Below are 17,287 nucleotides of genomic sequence, written 5' to 3' on the forward strand. Positions count from 1 at the left end.
ATGGCTACCCTGGAAATCAAGGACCTGCACGCCTCGGTCGACACCGACGAAGGCGCCAAGGAGATCCTCAAGGGCGTGAACCTGACGATCAAGTCGGGCGAGACGCACGCGATCATGGGCCCCAACGGCTCCGGCAAGTCCACCCTGTCCTACGCGATCGCCGGTCACCCGAAGTACCAGGTGACCTCCGGCGAGGTGCTGCTCGACGGCGAGAACGTGCTCGAGATGAGCGTCGACGAGCGCGCCCGCGCCGGCCTGTTCCTGGCCATGCAGTACCCGGTCGAGGTGCCCGGCGTGTCCATGTCCAACTTCCTCCGCACCGCGGCCACCGCGGTCCGTGGCGAGGCCCCCAAGCTGCGCCACTGGGTCAAGGAGGTCAAGGAGGAGATGGGCAAGCTAGAGATCTCGCAGGAGTTCGCCGAGCGCTCGGTCAACGAGGGCTTCTCCGGCGGCGAGAAGAAGCGCCACGAGATCCTGCAGCTGGCGCTGCTCAAGCCGAAGTTCGCCATCCTCGACGAGACCGACTCCGGCCTGGACGTCGACGCCCTGCGCGTCGTCTCCGAGGGTGTCAACGCGTACAAGGCTTCCAGTGAGGTCGGCGTCATGCTGATCACGCACTACACGCGGATCCTGCGGCACATCACGCCGGACTTCGTGCACGTCTTCGCCGGCGGCAAGATCGTCGAGTCGGGCGGCAAGGAGCTGGCGGACGAGCTGGAGGAGAACGGCTACGTCAAGTACGTCGGCAAGCCCGAGCCCGCCGCACTCTGACTTTCGCCAGTACACACCGAGAACGAGAGGAGTCGGCCCGATGACCACCACCTCGGCCAGCTCTCTGCCACTCGACGTGGCGGCCCTCAGGGCCGACTTCCCCATCCTGTCGCGCACCGTCCGCGACGGGAAACCCTTGGTGTACCTGGACTCCGGGGCGACGTCCCAACGTCCGACCGCGGTGTTCGAGGCCGAACGCGACTACGTCTTCACGTCGAACGCGGCCGTCCACCGCGGTGCGCACCAGCTGTCCGAAGAGGCCACCGACGCCTACGAGTCCGCGCGCGCGAAGATCGCGGAGTTCGTCGGCGCCGACCCCGAAGAGCTGGTGTTCACCAAGAACGCGACCGAGGGCATCAACCTCGTCGCGTACTCGATGAGCAACGCCGCCACGGCCGGCCCGGAAGCCGCGCGCTTCGTGGTCGGGCCGGGTGACGAGATCGTCATCACCGAGATGGAGCACCACGCGAACCTCGTGCCGTGGCAGCAGCTGTGCCAGCGCACCGGGGCGACGCTGAAGTGGTTCAAGGTGACTCCCGATGGCCGCCTCGACCTGTCCGATGTGGACGAGCTGATCACGCCGCGCACCAAGGTGGTCGCGTTCGCGCACCAGTCCAACGTGCTCGGCACGGTCAACCCGGTCTCGCTGCTGGTCGAAAAGGCTCGCGCGGTCGGCGCACTCACCGTGCTCGACGCCTGCCAGTCGGTGCCGCACTTCCCGGTCGACTTCCACGCGCTGGGCGTCGACTTCGCGGTGTTCTCCGGGCACAAGATGCTCGGCCCGTCCGGCATCGGTGTCCTTTATGGACGCACCGAGCTGCTGTCGGCCATGCCGCCGTTCCTGACCGGCGGGTCGATGATCGAAATGGTCCGCATGGAGGGCTCCACCTTCGCGCCGCCGCCGCAGCGGTTCGAGGCCGGCGTGCCGATGACGTCGCAGGCTATCGGCCTCGGCGCGGCCGTCGACTACCTCTCGGCCGTCGGCATGGACCGCATCGCGGCGCACGAGCACGAGCTCGCCGCGGCGGCCCTCGAAGGCATCGGCGCGATCCCGGGTGTCCGGATCGTCGGGCCGACCGACGTGGTGGACCGCGGCGCCACGGTGTCGTTCGTGATCGACGGCGTGCACCCGCACGACGCCGGCCAGGTGCTCGACAGCCTCGGCATCGCGGTCCGCGTCGGCCACCACTGCGCGTGGCCGCTGCACCGGGCGTGCAACGCCCAGGCGACCGTGCGCGCGTCGTTCTACCTCTACAACACGCTGTCCGAAGTGGACGCCCTGGTAGCGGGTGTTCGCGAGGCCCAGAAGTTCTTCGGGGTGGCGCAGTGAACCTCGAAAGCATGTACCAGGAGATCATCCTGGACCACTACAAGAACCCGCACGGGCGCGGTCTGCGTGACCCGTTCGACGCCGAGTCGTTCCAGGTCAACCCGACCTGCGGCGACGAGGTGACCCTGCGGGTCAAGCTCGACGACGGGAAGGTCGCCGACGTCTCCTACGACGGCCAGGGCTGCTCGATCAGCCAGGCGTCGACGTCGGTCTTGACGGATCTCGTCGTGGGGCACACCCTCGAGGAAGCGTTCACCACCATGGACGCGTTCGTCGAACTGATGCAGGGCAAGGGAAAGGTCGAACCGGACGAGGAAGTGCTGGAGGACGGCATCGCCTTCGCGGGCGTCGCCAAGTACCCGGCACGGGTCAAGTGCGCCCTCCTCGGCTGGATGGCCTTCAAGGACGCCGTGGCCCGGACCACCAGTGGAGCTGAGAGCGCATGACTGAAGAGACCGCCACTCGTGAGGGGCGCACCGCCGCCGACCTCGACGCCGAGACCACCGCGAAGCAGGACCTCGACCTCGCCAAGATCGAGGACGTCGAAGAGGCGATGCGCGACGTCGTCGACCCGGAGCTCGGCATCAACGTCGTCGACCTGGGCCTGGTCTACGACATCCGCGTCGAGCAGGACAACACGGCGACCATCGACATGACCCTGACGTCGGCGGCCTGTCCGCTGACCGACGTCATCGAGGACCAGACGTCGGCGGCGCTGACGTCCGGTGGCCTCGTCCAGGACTTCCGGATCAACTGGGTCTGGATGCCGCCGTGGGGCCCGGAGAAGATCACCGAGGACGGCCGCGAGCAGCTGCGCGCCCTCGGTTTCACCGTCTGAGCTTTCGGCATCAAAGCGTCTCCGCCAAGGCCCGGATCACGGCAAGCAGGGGCGGGGCGGGAGGAATCCCGTCCGAGCACGAAGCCGGCGAAATGATCCAGCTGAGATATTCGCCGGCGACGTGGCTCGGCGGAAGCGGAATCCGTTGAGGAGCGTCCAGCAACGACACGAAGTGGGCGGTCGGCTGGAAGATTCCGGCGGCCGGGCGGGTGGCGAGGAAGACCCATCGGCTCCGCGGCCCGGGCAGCGGGGCGATCGGATACCCAAGACCGTGGGCGGCAAGCCGATGGCTCAGCTCGCCGCCGAGCGCGGCCGGGAGCGCCAGGCCGATGACGCGCGACCCCAGACGAAGCATGAGCTGGTTGGCAACGACGTCCGTGCGCCATTTGTAGCTGTCTTCGTAGCCCAAGGCGACTTCCTGGAGCATCTCTTTGTCCAGCGCGTCGGCCACCGAAGGGCGGACGCGGGGTGCTCGCGTGAGCGACGCCGGGGGCATGCTGACCTCCTGAGAAGGTGAATGCGTCCAGCGTCACACCCGATCTTGGCGTGCGGTGCGATCTTCAGTCTTTTTGTCTGCCAGGTCAGGCCTTTCGCGCAACGGCCCGTCTTGTGTATAACGACCTATGCCGCCCGTGCCAGGCCAGCGCGTACAGGACGAGCGCGGCGAGGAACCCGCTGCCGGCGCCGGTGACCGCGAGGTAGGTCGCGTTGCCGACCACGCCGGCGCGGGTCATCGGATCGTGGTGGGCGAGGAACGGAAGGACGCTCGTCAGCACGCCGGTCAGCGATCCGACGAGGAGCAGCGCCACCACCGGCTTGCGGTGGCGGGTGGGCCTCGGCGCCGGGCCGGTGGGTGCCGTGCGGTACCAGCGCACCAGCCACCAGGCGAGGATCCCGGCCCCGGCGACCGTGCTGACGAGCTGGATCAGCCGTCCGACGTCGACGCCGGTGACCAGCGGGATCCGCAGGAAGGCGAACCCGTCGTGCTCGTGGGTGAAGGCGTCCCAGCCGACGTGCGTGGCGGCGCCGAGCACCAGGGACAGGGCGATCCAGCCCGGCCGTCGCCAGGTGAAACCGCCGGGCAGCCGTCCGGCGAGCGGGCTTGGTGCCAGCGCCACCAGCGGCCGCTTCAGGAGCACGTGGAAGATGGCCAGCAGGGCGAGCGCGAGCAGCGGGTCGAGCCAGAGGACCGAGGCGAGTTCGTGGGTCTTGGTCAGGCCGACACCGGGCAGCCGCGGCACGAACCAGAAGACGTCCGGCGCGACGGACCCGGCAACGAGCGCGGAGGGCACGAGCGGCCGTCTCGCCAGCGGCAGCACGGCGGCGGGATGACTCAGCGTGAACGGCACCCGGTTAGTATCCCGAGGTGGTCCTGCGCTCGATCCTCCTGTTCCTCGCGGCGGCGGTGTGCGAGATCGGCGGCGCGTGGCTGGTCTGGCAGGGCGTCCGCGAACACCGCGGCTGGCTGTGGATCGGCGGGGGACTGCTGGCACTCGGCGTGTACGGCTTCGTGGCAACGCTCCAGCCGGACGCCCACTTCGGCCGCATCCTCGCCGCGTACGGCGGCGTGTTCGTGGCGGGCTCCCTGGCCTGGGGCGTGGTGGCGGACGGTTACCGGCCCGACCGCTACGACGTGATCGGGGCCCTGCTGTGCCTGGCGGGTGTCGCGGTGATCATGTACGCGCCGCGGACGGGATAAGGTTTCCGAACTCGCCGGAACACGGACACCGCACCGGGCTCACCGGGGTGATCGTGTCCGCGGTCCGGACCGCTGGAAGACGACGAACAGCAGCCGCAGGCCCACCAGTGCGCTGATCACCAGCAGGTTGTAGCCGAAGACCTGGTGCAGCGTCAGGCCTTCCGCGATGCGCGGCCCGCCGTCGCCGGTCAGCAGGAGCACCGCCATCAGGCCGGTCGCCGCGCCCACGAACGCCAGCAGGACTTCGTGGACCAGGCTCGTGACGACGGCGCGGTCGCGCTCGTCGGAGAACAGCCGGACGTTCACCGACAGCCGGCCCTCCTCCAGGGCCGCGCCGACGCGGTCGACGCGGCGGGGGAGGCGGCGCAGCACCGGCAGCAGCGCCATCAGCTCGTTGACCGCGGTGGTGCGCACCGACTCCGGGCGCAGCCGGGCGCCGACCTGCTCGACCGCGAAGGCCCGGGACTCCGCCACGACGTCGAACCCGGGGTCGAGCGTCGCCAGCGTGCCTTCGACCGTCGCCAAGGCGCGGAACACCGCGGCCACCGGCGGCGGGACGCTCAGCCGGAAGTCCGCGACCACCCGGAACAGCCCGGTGAACAGGTCGAGGTCCGGGGTGCGGCCGGGCCCGAAGTGCCGGGCGACCAGGGCGTCGAGCGCGCGTTCGAGCCGCTGTTCGTCGATCTCGACGGTGCGGTCGACGATCTCCAGGAGCCCGTCGCGCAGGCCCGGCGGGTCGCCGCGGTCCAGGGCCAGCAGCAGGTTCTGCAGACCGCCGCGCAGCCCCGCGTCGAGCCGGCCGACCGAGCCGAAGTCGAGCAGGCCGAGACGGCCGTCGTCGAGGAGCATGAGGTTGCCGGGGTGCGGGTCGGCGTGGAAGACCCCGCCGGTCATCACCTGGTCGAGCAGGCAGCGCAGGAGCGTCCGGGCCAGCCGCTTGCGCTCGGGCGCCGGTGCGGTTTCCAGGGGCTTTCCGACGAGCCTCGACATCACGAGCACGCGGTCGGTCGACAGTCCCTTGTGGACCTTCGGCAGCACGACGTCCGGACCGGAAGCCGCGGCCACGGCGGTGATGTTGCGGGCTTCGATGGTGAAGTCGAGCTCCTCGGCGAGAGCCTGGGCGAACCCGTCGGCGAGTTCGGCGACACCGAGTGAGCGCGCCCAGTCCGCGCGTTCCTCCAGCGCGGCGGCGACGCGGCGGACGATGTCGACGTCGCGTTCGGCCTGCTCCCGCACGCCCGGGCGCTGGACCTTGACCACGACGTCCTCGCCGCTGCGCAGCTTCGCCCGGTAGACCTGCGCGACCGACGCGGCGGCGAGCGGTTCGGGGTCGAACTCGGCGAAGACGTCGTCGGGCGAGCCGCCGAGCTCGGCGGCCAGCACCGCCCACACGGCGTCGGCCTTCGCGGGCGCGACCTGGTCCTGGAGCTTGCCGAGCTCGTCGACGAAGACCGGGGGCAGCAGGTCGGCGCGGGTCGAGAGCAGCTGGCCGAGCTTCACGAACGTCACGCCGCCCTCCTCCAGCGCCCGGCGAAGGGAGCGGGCGAGCTTGGCGTGCCGCCCGGGCGGGAGGCCGGGTTCGCGGCGGCCGGCGAGGTACCGGCCGAGGCCGTGCTTGATGGCGATCCGGCTGATCTGCGAGTACCGGCGGGTGCGGGAGAGGCGGGCGCGGAGTGAGCGCAGGCGGCCGAGCGGGCTGAAGCCGCTCGGCAGCGCCATCTCGGCGACGAACAGGAAGATCAATGTCGCCAGGAAAGCGCTGCCCGCCAACGGGATCAGCAGGCCAAGTGCCGCTGAACCGTTGTGCAGCAGGGAAAGCGGGAAGGCCTTCCCGATCCCGCCGGCGACGAGCCAGCCGAACCCGGCGGCGCACAACGCGCGGACGGCGCCGATCCGGACACCGAGCACCCGCCGCGACGCGACGACCAGCGGCCACAGCACGAGCGCGTAGAGGGGGAGGGTCAGCAGGCCCAGCAGGATGTCCACGCCGCAGAGCAGACCACGGCGGCGTGGCGGGGCGGCTCACGCAGCGGCGGGACCGGCCTCCCTCTCGCGAGGGAACTACTTTCGGCCGTGGTCCGGCCACGGGTGGACTTCTAACCTGATCGCGCGAACCACGGTGAAGTGTTCTCTAAACCGGACGAAGGAGACACGATGAACGGACGCGTGATCGGCCGGGTCGTGGCACTGGCCACGGCCGTCGCGGCACCGCTGGGCCTGGGCCTCGCGGCGGCACCGGCCGCCTCGGCGGCCGCGGTCACGACGCTGTACTACACCTCGTCGGGCGCGCCGGACTACGTCAGCCAGATCGACGGCGGCGCGGCCAACTGGAACGCCGCGGTCACCGACGTGAAGCTGGTGAAGCGGAGCTCGGGCGCCACGATCGTGTTCCACGAGATCCACAGCGGCGGCTCGTACACGAACACGAACGGTCACGGCCGCGGCGACATCTACCTGGACACGAGCCAGGTGGCCGAGGGCTTCGACCCGACCCGCATCGCGGCCCACGAGCTGGGCCACAACCTCGGCCTGCCCGACCACTACACGGGCCCGTGCACGGAGCTGATGTCCGGCCACGGCCCGGGGACGGCGTGCAAGAACGCGAAGCCTTCGCCGGCGGAAGCGGCGAAGGTGCAGTCGTTGTGGGTGAACGGTTTCGCGGCGACCCAGGTGCGGAAGGTCGCTTACTAGCCGGCTGACGCCTGGTTGTGCACAGGTCGGTTGAGTTGTGGACAACCAGGCGTCGACGGCGGCCGATCCGGCTTTTTGTCCGGGGGCGCCGATAGACTGGAGCGGGGCCGGACCCCCGGGAGGGCCAGGGTCCCGGCAAAGTCGTGTTGTTGCAGGCAGGCACGGCCCGCTCTGGTGATCATGTGGTTGTCGAAGCCCATGATCTGCGAGAGAGCCCGTGCCTGCTGTGACATCGTCTCGTATTCCTGCCGTGTTGTCCGGACTGACCCCGGTCGATCTTGAGCGGGTCCTCGCATCGCTGGGGGTACGACGTTGCCGCAGGTCAGGGCGATATGAGGCGCCGGATGAGGCCACCGTAGGACGGGCCTTGTCGATCGTGGACGGAGATCGCTTGGACGCCGCGATCAGCGCATGGATCCGCCACCGGGTCAGCGGGCACAGCGCCCCGGAAGCGATCGCGGTGGACGGCAAATCCGTGCGTGGCACCTTCGCCCGCACCGGCGGGGCCGGGGTGCATCTGCTGTGTGCTGTGACCCATCAGAGCGGGGTCGTCCTCGGCCAGCAGGACGTGAGGACCGGGACCAGCGAGATCGTGTGGATGCAGCCGCTGCTGGACCAGATCGACCTGGCCGGGGTGGTGGTGACTGCCGACGCACTGCACACCACCCGCGGTCTGGCCGTCTACCTCGCCGGCCGTGGCGCGCACTATGTGCACCGTCAAGGAAAACCAGCACCGGCTTCACGCCCGCCTGCAGACTCTGCCCTGGCCTCAAGCCGCCCATCACACCACCACCGGGATCGGGCACGGCCGCCTCGAGCAACGCGTCATCGAAGTCCTGCCCGCTTCCCATGATCTCGGCTTCCCTGACGCGGCGAGGGTTTTCCAAGTCACTTGCTACCGCACCGACCGCACCACCGGCACCCGCGAAACCCACACCGTTCACGGGGTCACCAACCTCACCACGGCGCACTGCGCCCCCGCCGGCATCGCTGCGCACCTATGCGGTCACTGGCAGATCGAGAACCGGTTGCACTGGGTCCGCGACGTCACCTACAGCGAAGACGCCTCCCGCGTCCGCACCGGCGCTGCACCCCGCGCGATGGCCAGCCTCCGCAACCTCGCCATCAGCGCATTCCGCCATACCGGCCATACCAACATTGCCGCCGCCCTCCGAAAAACCGCCCGCGACCCCAACCGGCCACTCACACTCTTCGGAATCACCCCATGACCAGAACAAACAACTTTGCCGGGACCCTGCCCGGGAGGGTGGGGGTTGCGTTCCTGCCGTGGGAGGGGCGCGGTTCCGCCCGGGCTCGGCGGGCAGGGGCCCCTCGGCTTCCGCCGAAGCCATCACCCGTTCCCGCTCAAGAGGGAAGCGCTCGCCCCACCTACCTGCGAAGATCGGCCCGTGCGTGTACTCCGCCCCCTGACGAGCAAGGCGACCTACCGCCGCTGGGTCTACCTCGTCCTCGGCGGTGCCATCAGCGTGCCGTACCTGCTGCTCGCCGCGGTCGCCGTGCCGTCGCTGCTGCCCTTCGTCACCACCATGGAGCGCGCCGCCGTCGTCGGGGGGCTGATCACGCTGCTCGTGCTGGCCGGGACCGCCTTCCTGCCCGCCGTGCACGTGCTCGAGTCCACCGCCATCCGCGAGCTGCTCGACGACCCCGTCCCCGACGCGCCCGCGAAGCCGCACACCCGGCAAGGCCGGCTGCATGCCGCGACGATGTTCGTCCTGCACGTCGTTTCCGGGTTTGTCGTCAGCTTCTTCAGCCTCGTCGCGCCGGTCATGATCGGCCTGTCCATCAGCGCCGTGTTCACCGGACACTTCCTCCAGACCACCGAAGGCGGCGAGGTCACCGTGCCTACCGGCTGGGCGTCGGCCTGGCTTCCGGTCGTCTTCGCCTTCGCCGTGGTGCTGCTGATCTACGTCGTCTGGGTGGTCGGCGGGCTGCTGCGCCGGGCCGCGGCCGGGCTGCTCGGGATGACCGCCGCCGACCGGATCGCCCGGCTGGAGCGGCGGACCGAACAGCTCGCCGAGCGCAACCGGCTGGCCCGGGAGCTGCACGACTCGGTGGGGCACGCGCTGAGCGTCGTCACCGTGCAGGCGGGCGCGGCCCGGCGGACGTTGCGCACCGACCCGGACTTCACCGAGCGCGCACTGGGCGCCATCGAGGAGTCGGCCCGCACGGCGCTCGACGACCTCGACCACGTGCTCGGGCTGCTGCGCGAGGAGGCCGCGAGCCGGACGCCGCAGCCGGCGTTGACTGAGCTGGAGACGCTGCTCGCGACGACCCGCCTGGCCGGGACCGAGGTCACCGCCGACGTCCGCGGCGAGCCGGGCGCCGTGCCGCCGGTCGTGTCGCGCGAGGTGTACCGGATCCTGCAGGAATGCCTGACCAACGCGGTCCGGCACGCCGGTAGGGTCCCGGTGACGGTGGTCGTCGACGTCGCGGCACACGGGCTGGTCGCGCGGGTGGCGAACCCGCTGGGCGCCGGCACGGGCCGCGCCGGCGGCGGCCGTGGCCTGCGCGGCATGACCGAGCGGGCCGCGGTGCTCGGCGGCGAGCTGTCGGCCGGGCGGGTGGACGAGCGGTGGGAGGTCGTGGTGCGGGTGCCGTGGAAATGACCGTGCGCGTGCTCTTGGTCGACGACGAGCCGCTGATCCGCGCCGGGCTGCAGGCGATCATCACCAGCGAACCGGGCCTGAGCGTGGTGGGCGAGGCCGCCGACGGCGCCGAGGTCCCCGGGCTGGTCGCCCGGCTGCGCCCGGACGTCGTGCTGATGGACGTCCGGATGCCCGCGGTGGACGGGATCCGGGCCATGACACACCTGATGTCCACTGTGGACAGGCCACCGAAGGTGATCGTGGTGACCACCTTCGAGAACGACGACTACGTGTACGACGCCTTGGTCGCCGGCGCCAGCGGGTTCCTGCTCAAGCGGGCGCGGCCGGAGGAGATCGTCGCGGCGATCCGGACGGTCGTGACGGGCGAGTCCCTGCTCTTCCCGGCGGCGATCCGCCGCCTGGCGGCCCAGAATACACCGGCCGTGTCCGGAGACGGCCTGGCGGGCGCCGGGCTGACCGGCCGCGAAGGTGAGGTGCTGCGGCTGATGGCGGCCGGACTGTCCAATGTGGAGATAGCGGGCGAGCTGTACCTGGGTGTCCAGACGGTGAAGACCCACGTGGGCAACGTGCTGGCGAAACTGGGGGCGCGGGATCGGACCCAGGCGGTGATCCGGGCGTACAACTCGGGCTTCGTAACCCCCGGCGGTTAGTTCGGGCTGTGGGTGCGCCATTCACAACGTCGAAGTTCCCCTGTGAAGGGGTGTAACAAAGCCGACGTCGAGCCGACTTGGTTGACGAGGATCGAAGCCTGGAGGGAGTGGGATGGCGGTCTCCGACGAGGAAATGGCTGTCGAGCCTTCCGACGTGAACGACATCATCGGTGACGCCGGGTTCGCGCGTGACCTTCTTCTCGCGGAGTATCGGACGCTGCGCGACGAAATCCTGAAGAAAATGGATCATCGGACTTCACTGGTGGTCTGTTCGGTCACGGTGAGCTCCGCTGTGCTGGGGTTCGGCATCGAGCGCAAGAGCGCATCACTGCTTCTGGTGTCTCCCCTGGTTTCGCTGCTCCTCGGAATTCTCATCGCCTTCTACAACATGCAGATCGGAATCGCTTCGGAGCACCTTCGGAGGCGCTACGAACAACCAGTCGCTCGTCGATTCGCGGGGTTCATCGGCTGGCACGAGGGTATGGGTGACCCGGACATCCGGCTGCTACAGAGACTGGTTCCGTATCACCTTCCGCTGATCTTGATCGCCGTCGCTCCCGCCATCGTCGCAGTCCCGCTGGCCTTGTCCGCAGGGAGCACGTTCGTTGCGGGCATCCCCGTTCTTGTCGTCGTGGCTTGCCTGCTGGTCGTCTACGTCGTCGAGCTGCTGCGACACCGAAAGCTGCTCTGATCCGGGCTTCGCGACCCCCGGCGGTTAGTTCGGGCACTATGGGGCGCATGACTTCCGTTGCCGAATACGACAACTTCGCCGAAGCGTACACGGCCGAGAACGAGTCGAGCCTCATGAACGCCTACTACGAGCGGCCCGCGGCCCTGGAGCTCGCCGGGGACGTCGCCGGGCGGCGGATCCTCGACGCCGGTTGTGGCTCGGGCCCGCTGTTCGCCGCCCTCCGTGAGCGGGGTGCCGTCGTGAGCGGGATCGACCAGAGTGCCGGGATGCTGGAGCAGGCTCGGCGGCGGCTCGGCCCCGACGCCGAGCTGCGGGTCGCCGACCTGGCCGAACCGCTGCCGTTCGAGGACGGCGTCTTCGACGACGTCATGGCGTCCCTGGTGCTGCACTACCTGCGGGACTGGGAGCCGACGCTCGCGGAAGTGCGGCGCGTGCTGAAGACCGGCGGCCGGCTGATCGCGTCGGTCAACCACCCGCTCATGGTCAACCTCACGCATCGCCAGGCCGGGCCCCGCCCCGACTACTTCGAGCACTACACCTGGACCGACGAGTTCGAGATGCACGGCGAAACCGCGCGCATGACCTTCTGGAACCGCCCGCTCCACGCGATGACCGACGCCTTCACCGCCGCCGGGTTCCGGATCTGTGTCCTCAGCGAGCCGCATCCCGTGCCGAAGGCCCGGGAGCTGTTCCCTGACGACTTCCCGATCCTCGACACCTTCCCGAGCTTCCTCTTCTTCGTCGTCGAGGCCACCTAGCCGAGGTCGTCGAGGAGGGCCTGGATCGCCGCCGCCATGGTGGCCGGGTCGCCATCCGATGGCCTCAGCACCAGGTCCGGCGACGACGGCCGCTCGTACGGGGCGTCGATGCCCGTGAACCCGTGGATCTCCCCGGCGCGCGCCTTCGCGTACATCCCCTTCGGGTCGCGTGCCTCGCACACCTCCAGCGGCGTGTCGACGAACACCTCGACGAACGGCAGATCCCCGGAGATCTCGCGCGCCGAAGCGCGGTCCGACGCATACGGGCTGATCAGGGACGCGATCGCGACCACCCCCGCGTCCGCGAACAGGCGCGCCACCTCGGCCACCCGCCGGACGTTCTCGGCGCGATCCGCAGGGCTGAACCCCAGGCCCGCGTTCAGCCCGTGGCGCAGGTTGTCGCCGTCCAGGAGGTATGCCGGGCGGCCGGCCGCCACCAGGCGGCGTTCCAGCTCCACCGCCACCGAGGACTTTCCCGACGCCGACAGGCCGGTGAGCCAGACCGTCGCGCCGCGGGTCGGGCGGTCCTCGCGGCGGACCGCCGCCGTGTGCCAGACGACCGGGGACGCCGGGGCGCCGGTGATCATGCCCGCCGCGACCGTGTCGCCCGTGTGCTCGTCCACCAGCAGGAACCCGCCCGTCGCGCGGTTGCGGCGGTACGGGTCGAACAGCAACGGCGCCCGCGTGCGCAGGCGGATCCGGCCGATGTCGTTCAGCGACAGCGCGTCCGCCGGGGAGCGGTGCAACGTCGTCACGTCCAGGCGGTACTCCAGCCGCTCCACCGAACCGCGCGTCTCGGTCGTCGTGTGCCGGACGACATACGACGCACCAGGCGTCAGAGACGACCGCGGCGAGAACCAGCACACCAGCGCGTCGACGTCGCGGGCCTGCTCCGCGCGGTTGCCCGGGCGGCACAGCATCGCGCCGCGGCCGAGATCGAGGTCGTCGGCCAGCTCCACCGCCACCGCCTGGCCGGTGAAAGCCTCCGAAAGCGGCGTGCCGCCCGGGCCCCACACCGCCCGGACCGTCGAGGTGAACCCCGACGGCAGCGCCACCACCTCGTCACCCGGCTTGAACACCCCGCCGGCGACCGTGCCCGCGTAGCCGCGGAAGTCCGACCGGCGGATCACGTACTGCACCGGGAACCGGGCGTCGATCAGGTTGCGGTCGGACGCGACGTGCACCTCTTCCAGCTGGTGCAGCAGCGAAGTCCCTTCATACCACGGCATACTCGCGCTGCGGTGGACGACGTTGTCGCCGTGCAGCGCCGAAACCGGCACGAAAGTCAGGTCGGCGACGTCGAGTTTCATCGCGAACCGCCGGAAATCTTCGCGGATCTCCTCGAAGCGCGACGACGACCAGTCGACGAGGTCCATCTTGTTGACACACACCACGAGGTGTCCGATCCCGAGCAGCGACGCGAGGAACGCGTGCCGCCGCGACTGCTCGAGCACCCCTTTGCGCGCGTCGACGAGGATCAGCGCCAGGTCCGCAGTGGACGCTCCGGTCACCATGTTCCGCGTGTACTGCAGGTGCCCCGGGGTGTCGGCGATGATGAACTTCCGCTTGGGCGTGGCGAAGTAGCGGTGCGCGACGTCGATGGTGATGCCCTGCTCGCGCTCGGCACGCAGGCCGTCGGTGAGCAGCGCGAGGTCCGGGTAGTCCTCGCCGCGCTCGCGGCTGGCGCGTTCGACGGCGGCGAGCTGGTCGGTGAAGATCGCCTTCGAGTCGAACAGCAGCCGGCCGATCAATGTGGACTTGCCGTCGTCCACGCTGCCCGCCGTGGCGATCCGCAGCAGCTGCATCAGAAGTAGCCTTCCCGCTTGCGGTCTTCCATGCCTGCCTCGGAAATCCGGTCGTCGGCCCGCGTGGCACCCCGTTCGGTGACGCGCGTCGCGGCGACCTCGGTGACCACTTCGGACGGTGTCGCCGCCGACGACTCGACGCAGCCGGTGCACGTCGCGTCACCGACGGTCCGGAACCGCACGGTCGCCTCGTACGGCGTCTCGCCGTCCACAAGGGACAGGAACCGGGTCGCCGCGAGGAGCATGCCGTCGCGCTGGACCACCGGACGGCGGTGCGCGTAGTACAACGGTGGCAGCGCGATGCGCTCGTCGCGGATGTACTGCCAGATGTCCAGCTCGGTCCAGTTCGACAGCGGGAAGACGCGGATGTGCTCACCACGCCGGTGCCGCCCGTTGTAGAGGTTCCACAGCTCCGGGCGTTGCGCCCGCGGGTCCCACTGGCCGTGCTCGTCGCGGAAGCTGAAGACGCGCTCCTTCGCGCGGGCCTTCTCCTCGTCGCGGCGCGCGCCGCCGAAGACGGCGTCGAACCCGCCTTCGCGGATCGCCCGCAGGAGCGTGGTCGTCTGCAGCCGGTTGCGGCTGGCGCCCGGGCCGGTGTCCTCGACGACGCGCCCGGCGTCGATGTCGTCCTGCACGCTCGCGACGACCAGCCGGAGGTTCAACGCGGCGACCGTCTCGTCGCGGAAGCGGAGCACCTCGTCGAAGTTGTGGCCGGTGTCGACGTGCAGCACCGGGAAGGGGAGCGGCGCCGGCCAAAACGCCTTCGCGGCGGCGTGCAGCATCACCACCGAGTCCTTGCCGCCGGAGAAGAGCAGGACGGGGCGCTCGAAGGTCGCCGAGACCTCGCGGAAGACGTGCACGGCCTCCGCTTCGAGCGCGGCCAGGTGCGAGAGCTCGTACGAGGTCACGGACACCGGAAAAAAGTAGAACATGTTCTTGTCATCGGTCAAGCGGTGCGGGACCCTGGGACGATGGACCTGGTCGTACTCGAAGAGATCCGCCGGCTGAAGTACCGCTACCTCCGCGCGGTCGACCTGAAGCAGTGGGACGAGGTGGCCGACACCTTCACCGCCGACGCCACGGCCGACTACGGCACCCGCGCGACCGGTGAGGACGGGAAGCACTTCGACGGGCGCGACGCCATCGTCGCGTTCCTCACCGAGAGCCTCGGCAACGGCATCATCACCGTCCACCACGCAGGTCAGCCCGAGATCGAGGTGGACGGCGACACCGCGACCGGGCGCTGGGCGTTCACCGACAAGGTCATCGTGCCCGAGCACAAGGTGATCATCGAGGGCGCCGCCTTCTACGAAGACGCCTACCGCCGCGAGGCCGACGGGGTCTGGCGGACGACGCACATCGGGTACGTCCGCACCTACGAGTCGATGCTCTCGTGGGCGGGCAACCCAGGCTTCCGGCTGCTCGCGAACCGCTGGGCCGTGCCGGCATGATCGAGAACGAGTTCTCGTTGACCCGCTCGTTCGCCGACGCGATCGCCGAGGCCGAGAAGCTGATCGCCGAGGCTCCGCCGGCGCAGACCGAGCAGGGGCTCCTGGAGGGGTACGACTACCTCGCCGGGAGCATCCGCGCGTCGCTGCAGATGGCCTGGGCCTACCAGCGCGACTTCCCGTACTTCACCGCGTCCACCGGGCCGTACACGAAGATGGGCCTGGACAACCCGGACACGCTGTACTTCAACGCGAACATCCGCGACGACCGCGAGTACCTGGTCACCGGCGTCCGCGGGACCACCGCCGACCTGAGCTTCCAGGTCCTCAACGGCGACTACTCGCCGGTCGTGGTGCCCGACAGCCTCGCCGCGTTCGACGACCGCGCTATCGAAATCGGCGAAGACGGCCGGTTCGAGCTGCGCTTCGGCCCGGCTCGCGAGGACGCGGGCCCGAACTACTTCGTCCTGGGCAAGGGCTCGTCGATGCTCGTGGTCCGCGAGGTCCACAGCGACTGGGCGACCGAGAAGCGCGGTGAAATCCGGATCCGGTGCGTCGACACCGCCGGGCAGGCGCCGCCGGTGCCGGACCGCTCGGCGCTGGCCAAGCGCTACGGCGTCACCGGCAAGATGCTGCTGAGCCGGCTGAAGACGTTCCTGGCCTTCCCGAAGTGGTTCTACGACAACCTGCCGGTGAACACGATGACCGAGCCGCGCTCGACCCCGGGCGGGCTGACCACGCAGTTCTCCTCAGCCGGGCACTACGAGCTCGGCGACGAAGAGGCCATGGTCGTCACCGTGCCGCGCTGCGCGGACGCGCCCTACCAGGGCATCCAGCTCGGCAGCCTCTGGTACGTCTCGCTCGACTACATCAACCACCAGACGAGCCTCACCGCCGACCAGGCGCGGGTCGACCCGGACGGGAAGATCCGGTTTGTCATCAGCGAGCGCGACCCGGGTGTCGCGAACTGGCTGGAGCGCACCGGGCACGACCGCGGGTACGTCCAGATCCGCTGGCAGCGGCTCGCGCGGGACCTCGGCCCGGAGGACGGCCCGGTCGTCGAGGTGGTCAAGGTGGACGAGCTGCCCGACCGGCTGCCGTTCCACGAAGAAGCGCGGGTGACGCCGGCCGAGTGGTCGGCGCGGATCGCGGCGCGGCAGGACGCCGTCGCCGCCCGGATGCTGGGGTGAGCGTGGAGAACCTGTTGCAGGGCAAGGTGGTCGTGGTCTCGGGCATCGGCCCCGGGCTCGGCCGGTCGATCGCGGTGCGCAGCGCCATGGCGGGCGCGGACGTCGTGGTCGCCGCGCGCACCGAGTCGCGGCTCACCGAAGTCGCCAAGGAGGTCACCGATCTCGGACGGCGAGCCGTCGCGGTCCGCACCGACATCGACGACGAGGACTCGGCCGCGAACCTCGTGAGCGAGGCCGTCGAGGCGTTCGGCCGGGTGGACGCGGTGGTGCACAACGCCTTCGCCGTGCCGCCGCTCACCGATCTGGCCACTGTGGACCTCGACGCCGTCCGTAAGGGGTTCGAGACCGCCGGGATCTCCGTGCTCCGGCTGACCCGGCTGTTCCTGCCCGCGCTCAAGGAGAGCAAGGGCTCGCTGGTGATGATCAACTCCGCGGTGCTGCGGCATTCGCGGCGGACGTTCGGCGCGTACAAGATGGCGAAGTCGGCGCTGCTGTCGCTGTCCCAAAGCCTCGCGAGCGAGCTCGGGCCGGACGGGATCCGCGTCAACACCGTCGCTCCCGGCTACATCTGGGCGCCGAACCTCAAGTGGTACTTCAACTATCTGGCCAAGGAACGCGGCATCACGCCCGAAGAGGTGTACGCCGAGACCGCGTCCACAATAGACCTGCGGAAGCTGCCGGAGCCCGACGAGATCGCCGACGCGGTGGTGTTCCTCGCCTCGCCGATGGCGCGCGCGATCACCGGGCAGTGCCTCGACGTCAACGGCGGCGAGTACCACCACTAGGAGG

Annotated in this window: 20 protein-coding genes; 15 read left to right on the forward strand and 5 right to left on the reverse strand. The window is 69.9% G+C overall.

Features of this window, described 5'->3' with window-relative positions:
• The 4 genes from sufC to ACZ61C_RS30065 are packed head-to-tail and all read left to right on the forward strand — an operon-like array spanning position 1 to position 2,939.
• Entirely contained in the window at positions 1 to 771 is a 771-nt protein-coding gene (gene sufC / locus ACZ61C_RS30050) for a Fe-S cluster assembly ATPase SufC (RefSeq protein WP_103336133.1), read from the forward strand.
• Positions 772 to 811: 40 nt separating this feature from the next.
• A complete protein-coding gene (locus ACZ61C_RS30055) occupies positions 812 to 2,101 on the forward strand; it encodes a cysteine desulfurase (protein ID WP_465311206.1) in 1,290 nt (429 codons plus the stop codon).
• Positions 2,098 to 2,547, forward strand: a complete 450-nt coding sequence (gene sufU / locus ACZ61C_RS30060) for a Fe-S cluster assembly sulfur transfer protein SufU (RefSeq protein WP_465311207.1) — start codon at positions 2,098 to 2,100, stop codon at positions 2,545 to 2,547. Before ACZ61C_RS30055 ends, sufU begins: the two co-directional genes overlap by 4 nt.
• Positions 2,544 to 2,939, forward strand: coding sequence for a metal-sulfur cluster assembly factor (locus tag ACZ61C_RS30065; protein WP_465311208.1), 396 nt, complete (start codon positions 2,544 to 2,546; stop codon positions 2,937 to 2,939). Before sufU ends, ACZ61C_RS30065 begins: the two co-directional genes overlap by 4 nt.
• Positions 2,940 to 2,949: 10 nt before the next feature.
• Here the strand turns inward: ACZ61C_RS30065 and ACZ61C_RS30070 are convergent, their stop codons facing one another.
• Both ACZ61C_RS30070 and ACZ61C_RS30075 read right to left on the reverse strand, forming a co-directional pair.
• Entirely contained in the window at positions 2,950 to 3,390 is a 441-nt protein-coding gene (locus tag ACZ61C_RS30070) for a hypothetical protein (protein WP_465311209.1), read from the reverse strand.
• 130 nt (positions 3,391 to 3,520) lie between these two features.
• Positions 3,521 to 4,288 (reverse strand): DUF4184 family protein, encoded by a 768-nt coding sequence (locus ACZ61C_RS30075; RefSeq protein WP_465311210.1) that lies wholly within the window; start codon positions 4,286 to 4,288, stop codon positions 3,521 to 3,523.
• Between the two features lie 17 nt (positions 4,289 to 4,305).
• Between ACZ61C_RS30075 and ACZ61C_RS30080 the strand changes: the two genes are divergently transcribed.
• Complete coding sequence (locus tag ACZ61C_RS30080) at positions 4,306 to 4,638, forward strand: YnfA family protein (RefSeq protein WP_465311211.1); 333 nt, start codon at positions 4,306 to 4,308, stop codon at positions 4,636 to 4,638.
• Positions 4,639 to 4,677: 39 nt separating this feature from the next.
• On the opposite strand, the gene ACZ61C_RS30085 is transcribed toward ACZ61C_RS30080, so the two are convergent.
• A complete protein-coding gene (locus ACZ61C_RS30085) occupies positions 4,678 to 6,624 on the reverse strand; it encodes an ABC1 kinase family protein (RefSeq protein WP_465311212.1) in 1,947 nt (648 codons plus the stop codon).
• A 168-nt stretch (positions 6,625 to 6,792) separates the two neighbouring features.
• Between ACZ61C_RS30085 and ACZ61C_RS30090 the strand changes: the two genes are divergently transcribed.
• The 7 genes from ACZ61C_RS30090 to ACZ61C_RS30120 all read left to right on the forward strand — a co-directional run bounded on the left by ACZ61C_RS30090 (position 6,793) and on the right by ACZ61C_RS30120 (position 12,055).
• On the forward strand, positions 6,793 to 7,329 hold the full coding sequence (locus ACZ61C_RS30090) for a snapalysin family zinc-dependent metalloprotease (protein ID WP_465311213.1): 537 nt from the start codon (positions 6,793 to 6,795) through the stop codon (positions 7,327 to 7,329).
• Between the two features lie 475 nt (positions 7,330 to 7,804).
• Entirely contained in the window at positions 7,805 to 8,182 is a 378-nt protein-coding gene (locus tag ACZ61C_RS30095) for a transposase (protein WP_465311423.1), read from the forward strand.
• Entirely contained in the window at positions 8,166 to 8,558 is a 393-nt protein-coding gene (locus ACZ61C_RS30100) for a transposase (RefSeq protein WP_465311424.1), read from the forward strand. The genes ACZ61C_RS30095 and ACZ61C_RS30100 overlap by 17 nt, the downstream gene beginning before the upstream one ends.
• Positions 8,559 to 8,738: 180 nt before the next feature.
• Positions 8,739 to 9,956: a sensor histidine kinase gene (locus ACZ61C_RS30105; RefSeq protein WP_465311214.1), complete on the forward strand. Its 1,218-nt coding sequence runs from the start codon at positions 8,739 to 8,741 to the stop codon at positions 9,954 to 9,956.
• Entirely contained in the window at positions 9,953 to 10,606 is a 654-nt protein-coding gene (locus tag ACZ61C_RS30110) for a response regulator (protein ID WP_465311215.1), read from the forward strand. The genes ACZ61C_RS30105 and ACZ61C_RS30110 overlap by 4 nt, the downstream gene beginning before the upstream one ends.
• A gap of 112 nt (positions 10,607 to 10,718) precedes the next feature.
• Positions 10,719 to 11,297 carry a hypothetical protein gene (locus ACZ61C_RS30115; RefSeq protein WP_465311216.1) on the forward strand — a complete coding sequence of 193 codons (579 nt, stop codon included), beginning with the start codon at positions 10,719 to 10,721 and terminating at the stop codon, positions 11,295 to 11,297.
• 47 nt (positions 11,298 to 11,344) lie between these two features.
• Positions 11,345 to 12,055, forward strand: coding sequence for a class I SAM-dependent methyltransferase (locus tag ACZ61C_RS30120; RefSeq protein WP_465311217.1), 711 nt, complete (start codon positions 11,345 to 11,347; stop codon positions 12,053 to 12,055).
• Here the strand turns inward: ACZ61C_RS30120 and cysC are convergent.
• The gene (cysC, locus tag ACZ61C_RS30125; protein ID WP_465311218.1) at positions 12,052 to 13,860 is read right to left on the reverse strand and encodes an adenylyl-sulfate kinase; all 1,809 of its coding nucleotides are present in this window, start codon (positions 13,858 to 13,860) and stop codon (positions 12,052 to 12,054) included. The genes ACZ61C_RS30120 and cysC overlap by 4 nt on opposite strands.
• Positions 13,860 to 14,792, reverse strand: a complete 933-nt coding sequence (gene cysD, locus ACZ61C_RS30130; protein ID WP_465311425.1) for a sulfate adenylyltransferase subunit CysD — start codon at positions 14,790 to 14,792, stop codon at positions 13,860 to 13,862. Before cysD ends, cysC begins: the two co-directional genes overlap by 1 nt.
• A gap of 39 nt (positions 14,793 to 14,831) precedes the next feature.
• On the opposite strand from cysD, the gene ACZ61C_RS30135 reads away from it, so the two are divergent.
• The 3 genes from ACZ61C_RS30135 to ACZ61C_RS30145 are packed head-to-tail and all read left to right on the forward strand — an operon-like array spanning position 14,832 to position 17,283.
• The gene (locus ACZ61C_RS30135) at positions 14,832 to 15,311 is read left to right on the forward strand and encodes a nuclear transport factor 2 family protein (protein ID WP_465311219.1); all 480 of its coding nucleotides are present in this window, start codon (positions 14,832 to 14,834) and stop codon (positions 15,309 to 15,311) included.
• The gene (locus ACZ61C_RS30140) at positions 15,308 to 16,498 is read left to right on the forward strand and encodes a hypothetical protein (protein WP_465311220.1); all 1,191 of its coding nucleotides are present in this window, start codon (positions 15,308 to 15,310) and stop codon (positions 16,496 to 16,498) included. Before ACZ61C_RS30135 ends, ACZ61C_RS30140 begins: the two co-directional genes overlap by 4 nt.
• Positions 16,495 to 17,283, forward strand: a complete 789-nt coding sequence (locus ACZ61C_RS30145) for an SDR family oxidoreductase (RefSeq protein WP_465311221.1) — start codon at positions 16,495 to 16,497, stop codon at positions 17,281 to 17,283. Before ACZ61C_RS30140 ends, ACZ61C_RS30145 begins: the two co-directional genes overlap by 4 nt.
• Positions 17,284 to 17,287: the final 4 nt, after the last annotated feature.

The sequence above is a fragment of the Amycolatopsis sp. NPDC104587 genome, from assembly GCF_055583645.1.